This is a genomic window from Xanthomonas hortorum pv. cynarae (assembly GCF_002939985.1).
In the GTDB taxonomy this organism is placed as follows: domain Bacteria; phylum Pseudomonadota; class Gammaproteobacteria; order Xanthomonadales; family Xanthomonadaceae; genus Xanthomonas; species Xanthomonas hortorum_D.
Genome location: NZ_MDFM01000024.1, coordinates 18,390 through 35,858, shown reverse-complemented (window position 1 = coordinate 35,858; position 17,469 = coordinate 18,390). Strand labels below are relative to the sequence as shown.

The following is a 17,469-nucleotide window of genomic DNA, read 5'->3' as shown; positions in this document are numbered from 1 at the left end:
ACGCGTCTGGCAGGTTCACGATGATCGCGGGGGATCGGTTCGGTGAATTTTAGAACTTGTGAGTATTGAAATTACATTTGTTAAAAAAATGAAATGTTTCGGGAGTGGAACGGCCTAAAGAATCAATAGGTTGCCAAGTCGGCCGTGTCTAGTTTTTCGGTACGCACGCGCGGCGCGCCGCCTGCAGGGAGCGAGCGTGGAGCGCAAAGCCAAGCCCTACCCATCGGCAGGAGCGCTCATCAGGCGGCTGGCCGCGCGAAATGCGCGCCGACAGGCAGCGATCACAGCCCTTCTTGACAGCTGATGAGACTCGATTCACTGTGCCGGCTGCGGTCAGGGGGCTGCATCACGCGTCAGTACCGGCACGCCCACACGGGCGATGCCTGAAGCCGAGTACGCGCACGATCCTGTGATGCTGGGGAAGCCCCCGAATTGGACAGCAACTGCGCCACTTCCGGACGCCGCCAGGCCATGCCTGCGTGCGCATTGGATGCGGGGACGATGGAGTACGACTCATTGGGGAATGCGATGAAAAGGACCGCAACATGGCTGTTGGCCTGCACGGCGCTGGGCTGCGTTTCCGACGCGGCCGCGCAGTCGTTGTCGCGCGGCTGGGACAATTATCGGCAACAGCAAAAACAGCAGGCTGGCACCCAGGGGGCCACCGCACCGGCAGCGCCACCGTCGGGCCCGTCGCAAGACGGTACCGCCGCAGGACAGACGGCAGTGCAAGACAGCGCAGCCGGCGAGACCGGCGGCTTCACCACGGTGACGGCGCAGATGCCCGCAGCGGCGGCACCGCCTGCACCGGCGCCCGCCTACGTTGCGCCTGCGCCGCGCGAAGAAGAACAGCGCCTCAAGAGCGGCATGTTCTTGGGCGCGCAGGGCGGCGAAGCCAAGGTGTTCGAGGGCAACAAGCAGGACATGGCGGGCTTCAACGTCGGTTACCGCTGGCGTGCTGGTCCGGTCACGCTGGTCGGCATTGAAGTGGCCACCGGAAAGGTTGACGGTTCGAAGGATGCGGATGGCTTTGTCGTCATTCCGACAGTGGACTTCGGCAGCATCGGTGGAACGGCGCGCTTCAACTTCGGCGACACCCCAGTGTTCGCTCTGGTACGCATGGGCTATTGGGGAGGCGAGGCAAAAGGCGAGGACTACACCGAGCGTGTCTACGGCGCATATCTGGGTGCGGGCCTCGGTGTGGATATCGGCAAGCATTTCAGTCTGAGCGCGCTCTACACGAACTACCTGTACGCCGACGAGTACTACGACGACTACGAAGACATCACCATCAATCGTGCCGAAGTGCTGAGCTTCGGCGCCGAAGTCCGCTTTTGAGTCGGCGATAGAAAAACAGCGTTGTGCACACAACAAAGGCGGATGGCGACATCCGCCTTGTTGCCGCTGGGCTGTATGAAGCGCTCGGTGATCCGGTACTGCGCACGCTTCGTCGTAGCTCTGATCGGCACCACGAGGGCACGGATGTGGTGTCATACAAGACAACGCTGCGGCGCAAGCAATCACGACGAGGAAGGTATGGAGGTCTTTACGCAATTCCTGACCGACGAGCAGGACCCGGTGGCCGTGGGCAAGATCCTGCCCAAGGTGAACGAGTTGCTGACCCGCGACGAGCAGGTCGAGTACATCGCTGTGCAGAAGAAAATGGTGATGAACTTGTCGCCGGCCGCGGTGGTGCTGACCAATCGCAGATTCATCGTTGTACACCCCACGCTGTTCGGGATGACGTTTCGGGATGTCCCCTGGCGCGAGGTGCTCGACGTGCATATGAGCGAGCAGATGCTGGGCGCGACGATCATGTGCCGCACCACGCAGGGCGGCTACCTATCCATCGACAGCCTGCCCAAGAAACAGGCACGGCGGGTCTACGCCTATGCCCAGCAGGTGGAAGAATCGGCCCACGAAAAACGCCAGCAGCTGGAGTTCGACAAGTTGCGTGCATCGGCCGGCGGTGTGGTGGTGCATGCGCCTGCAGCGCAGGGCGTGGCGCCTTCAGTGCCAGCGACTGCGGTGGCCGGCGCGGATGATCCGATGCAGGTGCTGAGCAAGCTCAAGCAGTTGCTGGATGCGGGGTTGGTGACCCAGGAAGAGTTCGACGCCAAAAAGGCTGAAGTGTTGGCGCGGCTCTAGGGCTGGCAAACGAAGAACGGGGCTGGCGGCACTGCGTGCACAAGCCTCAGGTAGATGCGTGCCGCAGCAGGGGAGCGTAGTGCACACATGGCCCTGCCGATGCTGCGCGACACTGCGAGCATCGCCAGCACGCCTGTAAGCGGTGCTGTCTTCGCCCCCTCAATCTGCAGAACCAGCGCACGCGAGCGATGCGCCGGTTCTTTTCAATCAGGCCGGCGCGCAGCAAGCTGCGCCGGCCCGATGACATGCTTACTCGCCCAGCGCCTTGGCCACGAACGGCGGTGCAACCAGCACGCCGGTATGCAGATGCGCGGTGTAGTACAGCGTCTCGAAACCCTTGGCCTGCGCATCGTTTTGGCGGAACGCGAAATCGGCGTTGGCCTGCTTGCTGGCCATGGTCACGCTCCACCAGCCGGTGGGGTAGCACGGCTGCGGGAACGGCAGAGTCTTGAACGACTGGAAGCCGGCCTTGCCCATTTCGGTGCGCATTTCCTTGATCAGCTCCAACAGCGCCAGCGGCGATTCGGACTGCTGCACCAGGATGCCGTCGTCCTTCAGCGCCTTGAAGCAGCTCGCGTAGAAGTCCTTGTTGAACAGGCCTTCGGCCGGGCCGACCGGGTCGGTGGAATCGACGATCACGATGTCCACGCTGCCGGCCGGGCAGTTGGCCATATAGGCCACGCCGTCGTCGAACAACAGCTCGGCGCGCGCGTCATGGTTTGAATCGCACAGCTCGGGGAAGTACTTCTCCGACATGCGCGTGACCTGCTCGTCGATATCGCACTGGGTGGCGCTTTCCACGCCCGGGTGCTTTAGCACCTCGCGCAGCGTGCCGCAGTCGCCGCCACCGATGATCACCACGCGCTTGGGCGCAGCGTGGGTGAACAGCGCCGGGTGGCTGATCATCTCGTGATAGAAGAAGTTGTCGCGGCTGGTCAGCATCACCGCGCCGTCGATGAGCATGAGCTTGCCCCAGTCGGTGGTCTGGTAGATCTCGATCTTCTGGAACGGGGACTGCACCTCGTCCAGCTTGCCGCTGATGCGGAAGCCGATCGCCGAGCCGGTGGGCTGGAAGTGTTCGATGTACCAGTTGTCGTTGGCGCTCATGCGGTGATCCTAGAAAGAATGGAGGACTGTTCCTTCTCCCACCGGGAGAAGGTGGCGCGTAGCGCCGGATGAGGGTCGGGCGCAGCCTCGTGCAGCCAAACTGCGCGGCGGCTGAATCTGCGTTCCACCCCACTCCAACCAGGAGCGGGGCATCAAGTCGGCGCGGATTGTAACGGACCCTGCGCGTGCCAGGCGTTACACTTCACGCCCTTTTTGCCCCAGCCGAGTCAGCGAAATGAGCGATTGGTCCCTCGACCAAGCCCGCAAGACCTATTCGATCCCGCATTGGGCCGACGGGTATTTCGATGTGAATGCTGCCGGACACATCGTGGTCACCCCGACCGGCGATGGTCCATCGGTGTCGCTGCCCGAGGTGGTGGATGCCGCGCGCGCAGCCGGCGCCAAGCTGCCGCTGCTGGTGCGCTTCCCGGACATCCTGGGCCAGCGCCTGGGCAAGCTGCAGGCGGCGTTCGCGCAGGCGCAGTCCGAATGGGACTACGCCGGCGGCTACACGGCCGTGTATCCGATCAAGGTCAATCAGCATCGCGGCGTGGCCGGCACCCTGGCCAGCCACCACGGCGAGGGCTTCGGCCTGGAAGCGGGCAGCAAGCCCGAGCTGATGGCGGTGCTGGCACTGTCGCGCCCGGGCGGGTTGATCGTCTGCAACGGCTACAAGGACCGCGAATACATCCGCCTGGCACTGATCGGGCGCAAGCTCGGCCTGCAGACCTTCATCGTCATCGAAAAGCCCTCCGAGCTGAAGCTGGTGCTGGAAGAAGCGCGCGCGCTGGAGGTCAAGCCGGGCCTGGGCGTGCGCATGCGCCTGGCCTCGTTGGGCGCGGGCAAGTGGCAGAACAGCGGTGGCGACAAGGCCAAGTTCGGGCTGTCGCCACGGCAGGTGCTCGATCTGTGGAAGACGCTGCGCGACACCGAATACGCCGACTGCCTGCAGTTGCTGCATTTCCACATGGGCTCGCAGATTTCCAACGTGCGCGACATCGCCAACGGCATGCGCGAGGCCACGCGCTATTTCGTGGAGCTCTCGCGCCTGGGCGCCAAGATCAGCCACGTGGATGTCGGCGGCGGACTGGGTATCGATTACGAAGGCACCCGCTCGCGCAGCTATTGCTCGATCAACTACGGCCTGCATTCCTACGCCAGCAACATCGTGCAGCCGCTGGCCAATGCCTGCGAAGAGCATGGCTTGACCCCGCCGCGCATCGTCACCGAATGCGGCCGCGCGATGACCGCGCACCACGCGGTGCTGATCGCCAACGTGTCCGAAGTGGAGCAGGCGCCGGAAGGCCGCGTGCCCGACGCGCACGACGACGAACCGGCAGCGATTCGCCACCTGCGCGAGATCCACGACGAACTCGACGTGCGCCCGGCGGTGGAACTGTTCCAGGAGGCGCAGCACTTCCATGCCGAAGGCCTGAGTGCGTATGCATTGGGCCAGATCGACCTCACCCATCGCGCGCGTATCGACGATCTGTTCTACGCCATCGCCCATGGCGTGCGTGCACGCCTGAGCTTCGACGAAAAGAGCCACCGCCCGGTGCTGGACGAGCTCAACGAGCGGCTGGTGGACAAGTACTTCGTCAACTTCAGCGTGTTCGAATCGATCCCGGATGTGTGGGCGATCGATCAGGTGTTCCCGATCGTGCCGATCGAGCGCTTGAACGAAGCGCCGCAGCGGCGCGGCATCATCGCCGACATGACCTGCGACTCCGATGGCATGGTCAAGACCTACGTCGAGAACGAAAGCCTGGACAACTCGATGCCGCTCCACACATTGAATCCGGGCGAGAGCTATCGCATCGGCTTCTTCCTGGTCGGCGCCTACCAGGAAATCCTCGGCGATATCCATAACCTGTTCGGCGATACCGATGCGGTGGAAGTGGCCGTGGACGGCGATGGCTATCGAATTGCGCAGCAGCGCCGTGGCGATACCACCGATGTGATGCTGGACTATGTGGGCTATCAGCTGGACACGCTGCGCGCGACCTATGCCGAGCGCATCGCCGCCGCGCAGCTGTCGCCGGAGCGTGCGCAGGAATTGCACGACGCCTTGGAAGCCGGGCTGACCGGTTATACCTATCTGTCCGACGAACCGTTGGGCTGAAGCAGTACGCGCGCTGCGGCCGACGCCGTGGCGCGCAGGCAGTGCCGATGCAGGATCAGCACTGATTCCGCGGCGCCGCAGCTGTGTAGAAAGAGCTGCATAGACGAGTGAGCAGTCGTAAAGCGGACGCGGCAGGTGATCGGCCTTGGCATGAATCTGTTGGGCACCGCCCTGCCAGCGCGCCTTGATCGCCGCTTGCCACCGCTCAGTCACGCACGCATGACTCCGCGCAGACGCGCACCGGCGCAGTCCACATAAAACAGCGCACTGTGACCCGCGCGACCCCGCGCGTTGATCTACAGAGTGCCGCAGTCGTATGACATCCAAACGACCGACGCATGATCGAACGAATGCACGCGCTAGGTGTCGCAAGCGATGCCGCATGTCGTGCAGTGATTTGTCTGGTAGCGCAGCTATATCAACGCTGCCGCGCGTAGTGGTCTTATGCATTGCGGTCTTTTATGCAATGCGGAGAACGCAAATCCGCCTGCAATTTCGCCTGCAATCGCGCACCTGCCGCGTCGACGCGACATGCGTCGCGTTTTGTGTGTGGCGCTGCATGCAGTGCCGGATCCCCAAACAGAGGTATGTATCCAGAACACTAACTGCAATCACACTTCATTAAAAAGAATTTGCAGGAAACGCGCAATTCGTGATTTTTGCACGGTTCATTGTGTTGCCCGATTGTTAGTGTTTATTAACTTGCCGGGAAGCAAGTGCTTCAAGAAAAACGCAGTTGCACGTCTTGGTGTCACTTACGAGCCACTTCGTTATACGTCTCCATTGTGCGTCTTTATCGAGTGTTCCAACTGCGTATCGCCGGCCTCTGCCGGTGGTCGATGGTGTTTTCTACCTGAACGTTTTTAGGCCAAGTGCTGATCCGGCGTCTCGTTGACCGCATTGCGGGCACGGCGCGTTGGGCGACTGCGCTCTACATTGAAGAAGGATGCACGCAATGCACGCTGAAGTCTCTGCCGTGATTCCCCTGACCAAAGCGCAACGCGGCCTGTGGGTCGTCAGCAAGTTGCACACCTACAACACCTTGATGTTGTCCGAAGCATTGGAGATGTTCGGCCCGCTCGATCCGCAGCTGTTGTTGCGCGCCAGCATGCAGCTGACGCGCGAGTTCGACACGCTGCGGCTGTGCATCGTCGAACACGATGGCGTGCCCGGCCAGGTGATCCGGCCCGATTACACGGCTGCCATTCCGTACTTCAACGTCAGCGAAGATCCCTTCCCGCGCGACGCCGCCGAGCACTGGCTCGACGAGAAAGTCCGCAAGCCGGACAATCTGCAGGACGGGCCGTTATGGCATTGCGCGGTGTTCCGTCTTGGCGAAGATCACCATATGTGGGTGCATTGCGCGAACCATCTGGTGGTGGATGGTTATAGCGGATCGATCATGATGCAGCGCATGGCGGCGCTGTATAACGCATACGCAGAAGGTGTCGAGCCGGAACCTGCGCAATTCGGCAGTGCGCTGTCCTTGATGGAGTGGGAGCAGCAGTACCTCGACTCCGATCGTCTTCAGCGCGATCGCGCATACTGGATGCAGCAGCTGGCCGATCTGCCACCGCCGACGACTTTGTCGCGGCTCGGCAGCCATCCGTCTACCGGTCTTTTGCGCAGCACCGGGTATTTTTCGCCACAGCAAGTGGTGCGTCTGCACGCGCTGGGCAAGCAATACGGTGCCAGCTTGCCGCAGATGCTGATTTCGCTGATCGCGGCCTATTACTACCGTTGCACCGGCGCAGAAGATCTGGTGTTGGCAATGCCGGTGACCGGTCGCATCAACGCGCGTTACCGTAAAACCGCTGGCATGGTTGCCAATCTGATCTCGCTGCGTCTGAAGATGGATCCGCAGCAACCGCTCCATACCTTGTTTACACAGGTCTCGTCGGTGGTCAGGCATGCGTTGCGCCATCAGCAATATCGCTATGAGGATCTGCGCCGTGATCTGGGTATGTTCGGCATCGATCAGAACGTCGCGCGGCTGGCGGTCAACATCGAACCCTTCGATTGTGCGCTGCGTTTTGGCGAGGCGTCTGCGATCCCGCATAATCTTTCCAATGGTCGCGTCGACGATCTGACCATCTTCTGCTACGAGCGTGGCGATGGCGCCGCGTTGCGCTTCGATCTGGATGCCAACCCGGCAATGTACGACAGCGACGAGCTGGCAGAACATTGCCGCCGCCTGACCCACCTGGCCGATGCGGTACTGGCAAATCCGGAATGCGCACTCGGCCTGATCGATGTGCTGGGTCATGACGAGCGTCAGCGACTGCTGCACACCTGGAACGACACCGCAGCGCCACTGCCGGAGCCGAGCACGCTGTTGCACGGCATGTTGCAGCGCGCCGAGCTGATGCCGGCGGCGGTGGTGGTGCAATACGACAACCGCACGCTGGATTACGCCACGCTGTGCGAGCTCGCCTCGCGCATTGCGGCGCAGTGGGTGGCCGACGGCGTGGGCCCCGGCGATGTGGTCGCCATCGCGTTGCCGCGCAGCGAACAGTTGCTGGTGGCCTTGCTGGCAGTGATGTGGAGTGGGGCGGCGTATCTGCCACTGGACCCGGAAAGCCCGGCCGCACGCAATCGGCAGATGCTCAACGATTCCGGCGCCATCGCGCTGGTCTGCGAGCCGGCGTTGTGCGAGCGCTATCTGCTCGGTGGCATGGTGTGGCTGGATCCACGCCCGGCGGTGTTGCCGGCGGCGATAGCACCGCTCGCCACGCCGGATGGCACCGCCTACGTGCTGTACACCTCCGGCTCGACCGGCGCGCCCAAGGGCGTGGAAATCAGCCATCGCAATCTCTTCAATTTCCTGCATGCGATGGAGCATGAACTGGCATTGCGGCCGCGCGACCGCGTGCTGGCGGTCACCACCATCACCTTCGACATCGCCGGGCTGGAGTTGTACCTGCCGCTGCTGGTGGGCGCACGCGTGGTCATCGCACCGGCCGGCATCACCCACGATCCACGCAGCCTGTCGCGCCTGATCGCACACGAGCAGATCAGCGTGGTGCAGGCCACCCCGTCGTTGTGGCGCATCCTGCTGGCCAATGAAGATCTGGCACTGGACCGTATCCACGCGCTGGTGGGCGGTGAGGCCCTGGTGCCGGAGTTGGCGACGCAGTTGCTGAGCCGGGTGGGGCGCCTGACCCAGTTGTACGGGCCAACCGAAACCACCATCTGGTCGACCATCATGCCGTTGCAGCTGACCGACGCCGCAGCCCCACCCATTGGCAGGCCGCTGCTCAATACGCGCGTCTACGTGCTGGATGCGCAGCGGCAGCCGCTGCCCACCGGTGCGATCGGTGAGCTGTATATCGGCGGCGCGGGCGTGGCCAAGGGCTATCGCGGCAAGCGCCAGCTGACCAGCGAGCGCTTTGTGCGCGACCCGTTTGCCGACGACGGCAGCAGCATGTACCGCACCGGCGACCGCGTGCGTCAGCGTCGCGACGGCATGCTGGAGTTCATCGGCCGTGCGGACGCGCAATTGAAGATCCGCGGCCATCGCGTGGAGCCGGCCGAAATCGAAAACGCCTTGCTGCTGCATTCGCAGGTGGCCCAGGCAGTGGTGGTTGGCCATAGCGATGGCGACAACAACGCGTTGCAGTTGCTGGCCTATGTGGTGGGTAAGCACGGCACCATGCCGTCGACCGAGCTGCTGCGCGCGCATCTGCAGCAACGCTTGCCTGCGTCGATGATTCCCACGCTGTGGATGCCGCTGGAGGCACTGCCGCTGACACCCAACGGCAAGCTGGATCGCCGCGCATTGCCGTCACCGGGCGCATTGCCGCAGCGCGCGCATGTGGCGCCACGCGATGCGCTCGAACACCAACTGGCAGCGATGTTGCAGGACGTGCTGGGCATTGAAGTGGTGGGGGTGGAAGACAACTTCTTCGAGCTCGGCGGCGACTCGCTGCGCGCGGCAGAAATGGCCGCGCGTTTCCCGCAGATGTTCGGCGTCGAACTGCCGCTGGGCACGCTGTTCCATGCGCCGACGATTGCCGGCCTGGCCGAGGTGATCAAACGCAGCGCACAGACCCCGAACGATCCGCTCGGCGTGCTGTTGCCGTTGCGTGCGGGTACGCCGGGCACCACGCCGCTGTTCTGCATCCATCCGGTGGTCGGTCTGGGCTGGTCGTATCTCACCTTGCTCGGTCAGCTCGATCCGCAGTGGCCGGTGTATGCATTGCAGTCGCCGGCATTGAGCGACCCGCAGCATCGCCCGGAAAGCATCGAGGCGATCGCGCGCGATTATCTGGCCCGTCTGCGCAGCGTGCAGCCGCACGGGCCGTATCGATTGATCGGCTGGTCGCTGGGCGGCTTGATCGCCCATGCCATCACCGCCGAGTTGCATGCGCTTGGCGAAGAAGTCGAGTTGCTGGCGATGCTCGACAGTTACCCATATCTGGAACAAGCCGCAGCATTGCCGGAATCCGAGATGGTGCATGCCTCAATGCATGCCTTGGGCCTGGACGTGGCAGATGACAAAACGAGACCGACCACGCTCGCCGAACTGGCCAGCCTGCTATGCGATCACTACTTGCTAAACGACTTGCCCGCGTTGCGCCAGTTGCTCACACAACACCCAACCCTGCTGGATGATCTGGGCGGGCTGACTCAGCATCACCTGCAACTGTCGCGACGCCATCGGCCCAAGCCGCTGCAGCAGGACGTGCTGTTCGTCGAAGCACGTGTGCGCATGAGCTTCGGCGGCGGCGATGCGGTCTGGCTGGACTACCGGCCGCAGGCCTGGCAACCATACGTGCGCAATCTGCACCTGCACGTTTTGGACAGCGATCATCATTCGATGCTGTCGTCCACGCATTCGGCCACGCTCAGCGCCTTACTGCATGCTGCCACTGCGAAAGCCGCACAACGCGATGGCAGCACCGCCACCGCCACCGCCAGCGACGGGGTGGCCGAATATGCCTGAGTCACTGCAGACGCCGGCACGTCACCGCCCGGTGCTGATCGCCACCCTGGGCACGCATGGCGATGTGCGCCCGATCATTGCGCTGGGCCGCGGCCTGCAGGAGCGCGGCTATCCGGTGCGGGTGCTGACCAGCGCCAACTTCGAATCCCTGATCCGCGCCAATGGGCTGGAGTTCTTTCCGCTCAGCGGCGACCACCAGAAGCTGTTGCAAGGCCATCCGAATGTCGCCGAGATGCGCGGTGGCTGGCGCGGCATCTGGGGCACCTTGCGCGCACAACTGATGGACTGGGCGCGCGACTGGGCCGAGCAGGGCCGCGCGGCCTGTGCCGATGCCGGCCTGATTCTCGGCGTCGGCAGCGCCAGCCTGCTGGCGCATAGCCTGGGCCAGGCCTACGGCCTGCCGGTGGTATTCACGCAATTGCAGCCGCTGAACGCCTCGCGCCATGTGCCGTTGATGGTGATGCCCACTGTGCGTCTGCCCGGGCTGGTGAGTGTGGCACTGCATCACGCGGTGCGCTTTGCCGCCTGGCAGCTGATGCGCCCGGCGCTCAACGGCATCGTGCGCCCGGCATTGGGGCTGCCGGCGTATCCGTGGAGTGGTCCCGATCGCAGCGCGCAGCGCGTGGTGTATGGCTATAGCGAGCATCTGTGCCCACGTCCGCCGGACTGGCCGGACAGAGCCCAGGTCGCCGGTTTCTGGCAGTTGCCGCAGCCCCAATGGCAGCCGCCGGCCGCGCTGGAAGCGTTTTTGCAGGCCGGCCCGCCGGCGCTGTATGTCGGCTTCGGCAGCATGATCAGCATCGATGCGGCGCAGCTCACCGCCATCGTCAAGGCGGCGGTGCGTCTGACCGGTCAACGCGCGTTGCTGGCCAGCGGCTGGGGCGGGCTGGCGGCCGGGGAAGATGCGTCCGACGATGCGGAGCGCTTCTTCCAGTTGGAACAGGCACCACACGATTGGCTGTTCCCGCGGGTGTCGGTCGCGGTGCATCACGGCGGTGCCGGCACGACCGGTGCGGCGCTGGCTGCGGGGATTCCGTCGGTGGTCCTACCGTTCGGCTACGACCAACCGTTCTGGGCGCATTGCCTGGCCCAGCGCGGCGTCGCGCCCCCGGCGCTCGCACGGGTCGGATTGCAGCCGGAAACCTTGGCCGATGCCATCCGCCAGGCCAGCGCGCCGAGCATGCGTGCAGCAGCACGCGTGCTGGGTCAGCGCATCCGTGAGGAGGACGGGATCAGCCGGGCGGTGGATCAGCTGGAAGCATGGGGATTGCTGCAACCGGCGGTGTCGGTGGCGCCGACCCAGCGGATCGAGCAGCAGGCCGTCGCGTAATACAGACCGTCGTGTGATGGATGACGCTGTGGGGGAAACACAGCGTCGACAGCGGATTGGCGGCGGCAAGGCGGCTGGGCATTACCGCAGGTCTCTGAGTGCGGCACGGGTGAGGTGCCGGGCGTGTTGCTGCGGCCAACGTCGATGCCGGCATCGCTGCATCGGCGGGATGCGGCACAATCGGGCTCCTTCGCCTTGCATCGCCCGCATGCGCTATCCCGCCCTTGATCTGCTGCGTGGCATCGCCATCGTCTGGGTGATGCTGTTCCATTCCTTCGTGGTCGGCGGCCTGGGGCCGGACTGGGCGTGGTTGTCCCGCTACGGCTGGATGGGCGTGGACCTGTTCTTCGTGTTGAGCGGTTTTCTGATCGGTACGCAGGTGCTGCGGCCGCTGGCGCACGGGCAAGGCCTGGACTTCAAGGCGTTCTATCTGCGCCGCGCGTTCCGCATCCTGCCGGCGTTTCTGGTGGTGCTGGCGATCTACATGGCGTGGCCGGAGTTTCGTGAGTCGCCCGGGTTGGCACCGTGGTGGATGTTCGTCAGCTTTACCCTGAACCTGTTCGTCGATTACGGCCGCGATGCCGCGTTCTCGCACGCCTGGTCGCTGTGCGTGGAAGAACATTTCTATCTGGTGTTTCCGTTGCTGGCGACGCTGTTGATGCGTCGGCCCTCGGCCGCGCGCTTTGTCGTGCTCTACGTGCTGGTGGTGGTTGCAGGCATCGCGCTGCGTGCCGGCATCTGGTGGCACAACACCGCCCTGGACAGCGCCGGTGCCGGCCTGCAGCGCAACTGGTTTATCGAAGACATCTATTACCCGACCTGGAACCGTCTGGACGGTCTGCTGGCCGGTGTCGTCCTGGCGGTGCTCAAGATCTTCCGCCCCACGCTGTGGCAACGGCTGCAGCAGCGCGGCAACGCTGTGCTGTGTGCCGGCATGGCGATTCTGGCGCTGGCGTTGTGGCTGTTTCGCGAGCGCACCGGCCTGATCGGCAATGCGCTGGGCTGGCCGGTGTTGTCGTTGGGGCTCGCCTTGCTGGTGCTGGCCGGCACCGCCACCCGCGGAGTGCTTGGCGGCCTGCGCGTGCCAGGCGCCGCATGGCTGGCGGGCATTTCCTACAGCCTGTATCTGACCCACAAGGCCGTGTTCCATCTCACCCAGGGCTGGTTCGGCCCGGCGCTGGAGGGACGTGGCGTGCTGGCATTTGCGGTGTATGGCCTGATGGCAGTGCTGGGCGGTGCGGTCTTGCACTACGCGGTGGAGCGCCCGTTCCTGCAGCTGCGCGACAAGATGCTGCGGCCAGGCGCGCGGCCGTTGGCTGCCGCTGATCGCGCCTGACCGGGCATCGCAAAACGCCGCGCAATGCGCGGCGTTGTCGTCATCTCTGGCAGTGCGCCAGTTCCAGCGCCGCACCGAGCTTGGATGCTGCGCGATCTGCGCACGCGCCAATCAACACATCATCGGATCACGGCGCGACCGAGGCATTGGCGTTGCAGGCCATCGTTACTGCGCGTCGCGCGCCACCTGGAAACCGGCGAACGACTGCGTGACCGGCATGATTTCCAGCCGATTGATATTCAGATGCGCCGGCAGGCTGGCGACGTAGAAGATCTGCTCGGCGATGTCCTCGGCGGTCATCGGGGTAGCGCCGCGATACAGCGTGTCGGAGGCGGCCTGGTTGCCGCCGGTGCGTACCAGGGTGAATTCGGTTTCGGCCATGCCCGGTTCGATCGAGGTCACGCGCACGCCGGTGCCGTGCAGGTCCGCGCGCAGACCCAGCGAAAACTGCTGCACAAACGCCTTGGTGCCGCCGTACACGTTACCGCCGGTGTACGGGTAGGTCGCCGCCACCGAGGCGATGTTGATGATCGCGCCGCGGCGTGCGATCAACGCCGGCAACAGGCGGTGGGTGAGGGTGACCAGGGCGGTGACGTTGGTGTCGATCATCTGCTGCCACTGCGTCAGGTCCGCCTGCTGTGCGGGCGCGGTACCCAGCGCCAGGCCGGCATTGTTGACCAGCACATCGATGTCGGCGAAGTCAGCCGGCAAGGTGTCGATCACTGCCGACAAGGCGTGCGCATCGCGCATGTCGAACGCGGCGGTGTGCACCTGGCCGGTGGGCAGTTCGGCCGCCAGCGCCTCCAGGCGCTCGGCGCGCCGGCCGGTGGCGATGATCTTCCAGCCGGCAGCAGCAAAACGGCGCACGGCGGCGCTGCCGAATCCGGAGGTGGCACCAGTGATCAGAACGGTCTTGGACATGGGGGTAACTCCTGCGAAGGGGGATCAGGCGAAGCAATCAGGTGTGGCGACCGTGCCGGATGCGCGTGCCGCTGCACGGCGTGCGTGCAGCCCGGCCGCACCGAGCGGCTGGCGCGCAACGACGTCGTAGCAACAGGCCGCAAGCGCGATCCGACACTGTCGCTACTGCGCCTTGATGGCGATGGCAGGCAATCCGCTGCCGGTCAGTTTCTGCTTGGCTTCGGCCAGTTCGCCGGCGCTGCCATACGGCCCCATGCGCACGCGGTAGACGGTTTTGCCGCTGATTTCGGCCGATTCCACGCGTGCGGCCAGGCCCATCATCGCCAGCTTGGCCTTGGTCGATTCGGCATCGCCGGAGGCGCCGAACGAGCCGGCCTGCAGGATGTAGCGGGTGTTGTCTGTCATTGCAGGTGCAGCCGCCGTCGTTGCCGCTGCGGTCGTCGCAGCCGGTTTGGGCGCTGCAGTTGCAGGTGCGGCGGCAGCCGGCGTGGTGAGCGCTGCGGTGCTGGCCGGCGCCGGTGTGGCCGCCGGACGCGCAGGCGCAGTTTCTGCCAACGGCTTGGGCACACTGGCGGCGGTTTCGTTCAACGGCACCGGCACGCTGGCGGCCGGCGTGGCTGCAGCAACACGTGCTGCTGCACCTGGTGCGGGCGCAACCGGCTTGCCTTCCAGTGCCGCACGCGCACGAGCGGCTTCCTCGGCGCGCGCACTGGCCGCCAGTTCGGCATCGGACATCTGCACTTCCTTGCCGGGCAGCAAGGTGTAGAAGTCGTACTGGGTCTGCGCATCGCCGGGTTTGGCTTGCGGCTTGGGCGGTTGTGCGCTGGGCTTGGGCAGGTCGGCCGGCGTATCCACGTCGGCATCTGCCACCGGCTCTGGCTGCGCATCGGGATTGGCGCGCGGGCCCACACGCAGGAAGCCGTCGCCGTCCTTCTTGAACAGGTTGGGCGCTGCCAGGAAAATCACTGCCGCAATCGCGGCGCCCGCCACCAACCACACCCAAACGGGGGTGCCATTGCTGGTGTTGCGTCGCGCCTGACTCTTACCGCGTCGTGCTGCCATCTACCACTTCTCCGAATCACGTCGTTGCGGGCCGTGCGGCCCGACTTACATCTTTTCTGGGGCGCTGACGCCGAGCAGTTCCAGGCCGTTGGCGAGCACCTGTTGCGTGGCGACGGCGAGGGTGAGTTTGGCGTCGCGCTCTGCGGCATCGTCCACCAGCAGTTTGGTGTTGTGATACCACGTGTGGAAGGCGTGCGCCAATTCACGCAGGTACTGCGCAATCTGATACGGCTCCAGTGTCTGGCCGGCGATTTCCACCACTTCCGCATAGCGCGACAGCTCGACCATGACGTTGAGCGAATGCTCGTCATCCAGACGCGCCAGCTCGGCCAACCCATGTGCCTGCTCGTACTTGTAGCCTTTTTCCAGCGCCTGACGCAGCACGCTGCACACGCGGGCATGCGCGTACTGCACATAAAACACCGGGTTGTCGTTGCTCTGCTGACGGGCCAGGTCGATGTCGAAGGTGAGCTGCGAATCGGGCTTGCGCGCGATCAGAAACCAGCGCACCGCATCGGCGCTGGTTTCTTCGATCAGATCGCGCAGGGTGACGTAGCTGCCGGCACGCTTGGACAGCTTCACCTCTTCGCCGCCGCGCATCACCGTGACCATCTGGTGCAGCACGTATTCCGGCCAGCCCTGCGGGATGCCCAGTTCCAAGGCCTGCAGGCCGGCGCGCACGCGCGTCAGCGAGCCGTGGTGGTCAGCGCCGAGCTCGGTGATCGCGCGCTCGTAGCCGCGCTGCCACTTGGTCAGGTGATAGGCCACGTCCGGCACGAAGTAGGTGTAGGTGCCGTCGGACTTGCGCATCACCCGGTCCTTGTCGTCGCCGAAGTCGGTGGACTTCAACCACAACGCGCCGCCTTCCTCGTAGGTGTGGCCGGAAGCGATCAGCTTCTGCACGGCCTCTTCGACCTTGCCGTCCTTGTACAGCGAGCTTTCCAGGAAATAGATATCGAAATCGACGCGGAACGCGGCCAGGTCGTGGTTCTGCTCGTTACGCAGATAGGCCACCGCGAAGCGGCGGATCGACTCGATATCGGCCGGGTCCTGGGTACCGGTGACCAGATGGCCTTCCAGGTCGACGGTATCGCCGGCCAGGTAGGCGTTGGCGACATCGGCGATGTAGTCGCCGCGGTAGCCGTTCTCCGGCCAGCCGTCGCTGTCGGGGGTGAGCCCTTGCGCGCGCGCCTGCACCGACAAGGCCAGGTTTTCGATCTGCACGCCGGCATCGTTGTAATAGAACTCGCGCTTGACGTTCCAGCCGTTGGCATCGAGCACGCGCGCCAGGCTGTCGCCGATCGCCGCCGCGCGGCCGTGGCCGACATGCAGCGGGCCGGTCGGGTTGGCCGAGACGTATTCCACGCCCACCGAGCGGCCATTGCCGGCCAGCCCGCGACCGTAGTCGGGGCCTTGCTTGATGACATGCGCCACTTCGCGCTGGTAGGCGGAGGGCGTCAGATGGAAGTTGATGAACCCCGGCCCAGCGATCTCCACCTTGGCCACCTCGTCGCTGGCCGGCAATGCGGCCACCAGCGCCTGCGCCAGTGCGCGCGGATTGGAGCGTGCAGGCTTGGCCAGCAGCATTGCGGCATTGGTGGCGAAGTCGCCGTGCTCGCGCGTCTTGGGTCGCTCGACCACAAAATCCGGCGGCAGGGTGTCGGCAGGCAGGGTGCCGTTGGCGCGCAAGGCTTCAATACCTTGGCCGATCAGTGCGCGGAGTTGGGCTTTCACGTGAGATCTGCTTGGAACGAAACCACCGATTTTACCCGACCGCGCGCGCCCGGGTCCGGCCGACGGTTCAGGTCACCGCCGCGTTGTCATTCCAGCCAGCCGCGCTCGGCCAGCGACACCGGGCGGCCGTCGCCGATCACGAAGTGGTCGAGCAGGCGGATCTCCACCAGATCCAGTGCCTCCAGCAAACGTTTGGTAACCGCGCGGTCGGCCTCGGAGGGCTCCGGGTTGCCGGACGGATGGTTGTGCCCGACGATCACGGCCGCTGCATTGTGCAGTAGCGCCCGTCGCACCACTTCGCGCGTATGGATGTCGGCGCCATCCAGCGTGCCGGTGAACAATTCCTCGAAGGCGATGGCGTGATGTTTGGTATCCAGGTACAGCACCGCGAACACCTCGTACGCCTTTGCACGTAGTCGCTGCGAAAAATAGCGGCCGACGCTGGGTGGGTCGCTGAGCGCTTCGCCGCGCTCCAGCTCGCTCATCAGGTGACGGTGTGCCAGTTCCAGTGCCGCGTTGAGCTTGCAGGCCGAGGCGGGCCCAAGGCCGGGCAGGCGCGCCAGGGCCGGGGCCGGGCGATCCAGCAGCACGCGCAGCGGGCCGTGGCGAAGCAGCAGATCGCGCGCAGTGCGCACGGCGTCCTGGCCGCGCAGACCGGAGCCGACAAAGATCGCCAGCAGCTCGGCATCGGATAAGGCAGTCGCCCCGCGCGCCAGAAGTTTCTCGCGCGGGCGTTCGTCGGTGGGCCAGTCGTGAATGTGCAT

At 64.7% G+C, this 17,469-nt stretch carries 11 protein-coding genes; 6 read left to right on the top strand and 5 right to left on the bottom strand.

The features are described from left to right. Positions 1-528: 528 nt before the first annotated feature. Positions 529-1,338, top strand: coding sequence for an outer membrane beta-barrel protein (locus XcyCFBP4188_RS16045; protein ID WP_043907431.1), 810 nt, complete (start codon positions 529-531; stop codon positions 1,336-1,338). A 198-nt stretch (positions 1,339-1,536) separates the two neighbouring features. Beyond that, positions 1,537-2,148 carry a PH domain-containing protein gene (locus tag XcyCFBP4188_RS16040; RefSeq protein WP_006448992.1) on the top strand — a complete coding sequence of 204 codons (612 nt, stop codon included), beginning with the start codon at positions 1,537-1,539 and terminating at the stop codon, positions 2,146-2,148. Between the two features lie 249 nt (positions 2,149-2,397). Here XcyCFBP4188_RS16040 and speE read toward each other — a convergent pair whose 3' ends face one another. After that, positions 2,398-3,255: a polyamine aminopropyltransferase gene (gene speE / locus XcyCFBP4188_RS16035; protein ID WP_006448991.1), complete on the bottom strand. Its 858-nt coding sequence runs from the start codon at positions 3,253-3,255 to the stop codon at positions 2,398-2,400. A gap of 235 nt (positions 3,256-3,490) precedes the next feature. Here speE and speA point away from each other — a divergent pair, with 235 nt between their 5' ends. The 4 genes from speA to XcyCFBP4188_RS16015 all read left to right on the top strand — a co-directional run bounded on the left by speA (position 3,491) and on the right by XcyCFBP4188_RS16015 (position 12,988). Then, entirely contained in the window at positions 3,491-5,377 is a 1,887-nt protein-coding gene (speA, locus tag XcyCFBP4188_RS16030; protein ID WP_006448990.1) for an arginine decarboxylase, read from the top strand. A gap of 955 nt (positions 5,378-6,332) precedes the next feature. After that, positions 6,333-10,322 carry a non-ribosomal peptide synthetase gene (locus tag XcyCFBP4188_RS16025; RefSeq protein WP_104592436.1) on the top strand — a complete coding sequence of 1,330 codons (3,990 nt, stop codon included), beginning with the start codon at positions 6,333-6,335 and terminating at the stop codon, positions 10,320-10,322. After that, complete coding sequence (locus XcyCFBP4188_RS16020) at positions 10,315-11,652, top strand: glycosyltransferase (protein ID WP_006448988.1); 1,338 nt, start codon at positions 10,315-10,317, stop codon at positions 11,650-11,652. Before XcyCFBP4188_RS16025 ends, XcyCFBP4188_RS16020 begins: the two co-directional genes overlap by 8 nt. Positions 11,653-11,860: 208 nt before the next feature. Further along, positions 11,861-12,988: an acyltransferase family protein gene (locus XcyCFBP4188_RS16015; RefSeq protein ID WP_104592435.1), complete on the top strand. Its 1,128-nt coding sequence runs from the start codon at positions 11,861-11,863 to the stop codon at positions 12,986-12,988. Positions 12,989-13,153: 165 nt separating this feature from the next. Here XcyCFBP4188_RS16015 and XcyCFBP4188_RS16010 read toward each other — a convergent pair whose 3' ends face one another. From XcyCFBP4188_RS16010 to radC, 4 genes are all read right to left on the bottom strand, one after another. Continuing rightward, the gene (locus XcyCFBP4188_RS16010) at positions 13,154-13,909 is read right to left on the bottom strand and encodes an SDR family NAD(P)-dependent oxidoreductase (protein ID WP_104592434.1); all 756 of its coding nucleotides are present in this window, start codon (positions 13,907-13,909) and stop codon (positions 13,154-13,156) included. Between the two features lie 162 nt (positions 13,910-14,071). Next, positions 14,072-14,971 carry an SPOR domain-containing protein gene (locus tag XcyCFBP4188_RS16005; protein ID WP_104592433.1) on the bottom strand — a complete coding sequence of 300 codons (900 nt, stop codon included), beginning with the start codon at positions 14,969-14,971 and terminating at the stop codon, positions 14,072-14,074. A gap of 45 nt (positions 14,972-15,016) precedes the next feature. Continuing rightward, the gene (argS, locus tag XcyCFBP4188_RS16000) at positions 15,017-16,705 is read right to left on the bottom strand and encodes an arginine--tRNA ligase (RefSeq protein WP_104592432.1); all 1,689 of its coding nucleotides are present in this window, start codon (positions 16,703-16,705) and stop codon (positions 15,017-15,019) included. Positions 16,706-16,791: 86 nt separating this feature from the next. Further along, positions 16,792-17,469: a RadC family protein gene (gene radC, locus XcyCFBP4188_RS15995; protein ID WP_006448983.1), complete on the bottom strand. Its 678-nt coding sequence runs from the start codon at positions 17,467-17,469 to the stop codon at positions 16,792-16,794.

Coding starts and splice junctions, on each gene's coding strand:
- XcyCFBP4188_RS16045 (WP_043907431.1), top strand. CDS start 529: ATGAAAAGGACCGCAACATGGCTGTTGGCCTGCACGGCGCTGGGCTGC.
- XcyCFBP4188_RS16015 (WP_104592435.1), top strand. CDS start 11,861: ATGCGCTATCCCGCCCTTGATCTGCTGCGTGGCATCGCCATCGTCTGG.
- radC (WP_006448983.1), bottom strand. CDS start 17,469: ATGCACATTCACGACTGGCCCACCGACGAACGCCCGCGCGAGAAACTT.
- XcyCFBP4188_RS16020 (WP_006448988.1), top strand. CDS start 10,315: ATGCCTGAGTCACTGCAGACGCCGGCACGTCACCGCCCGGTGCTGATC.
- XcyCFBP4188_RS16025 (WP_104592436.1), top strand. CDS start 6,333: ATGCACGCTGAAGTCTCTGCCGTGATTCCCCTGACCAAAGCGCAACGC.
- XcyCFBP4188_RS16040 (WP_006448992.1), top strand. CDS start 1,537: ATGGAGGTCTTTACGCAATTCCTGACCGACGAGCAGGACCCGGTGGCC.
- XcyCFBP4188_RS16005 (WP_104592433.1), bottom strand. CDS start 14,971: ATGGCAGCACGACGCGGTAAGAGTCAGGCGCGACGCAACACCAGCAAT.
- XcyCFBP4188_RS16010 (WP_104592434.1), bottom strand. CDS start 13,909: ATGTCCAAGACCGTTCTGATCACTGGTGCCACCTCCGGATTCGGCAGC.
- speA (WP_006448990.1), top strand. CDS start 3,491: ATGAGCGATTGGTCCCTCGACCAAGCCCGCAAGACCTATTCGATCCCG.
- speE (WP_006448991.1), bottom strand. CDS start 3,255: ATGAGCGCCAACGACAACTGGTACATCGAACACTTCCAGCCCACCGGC.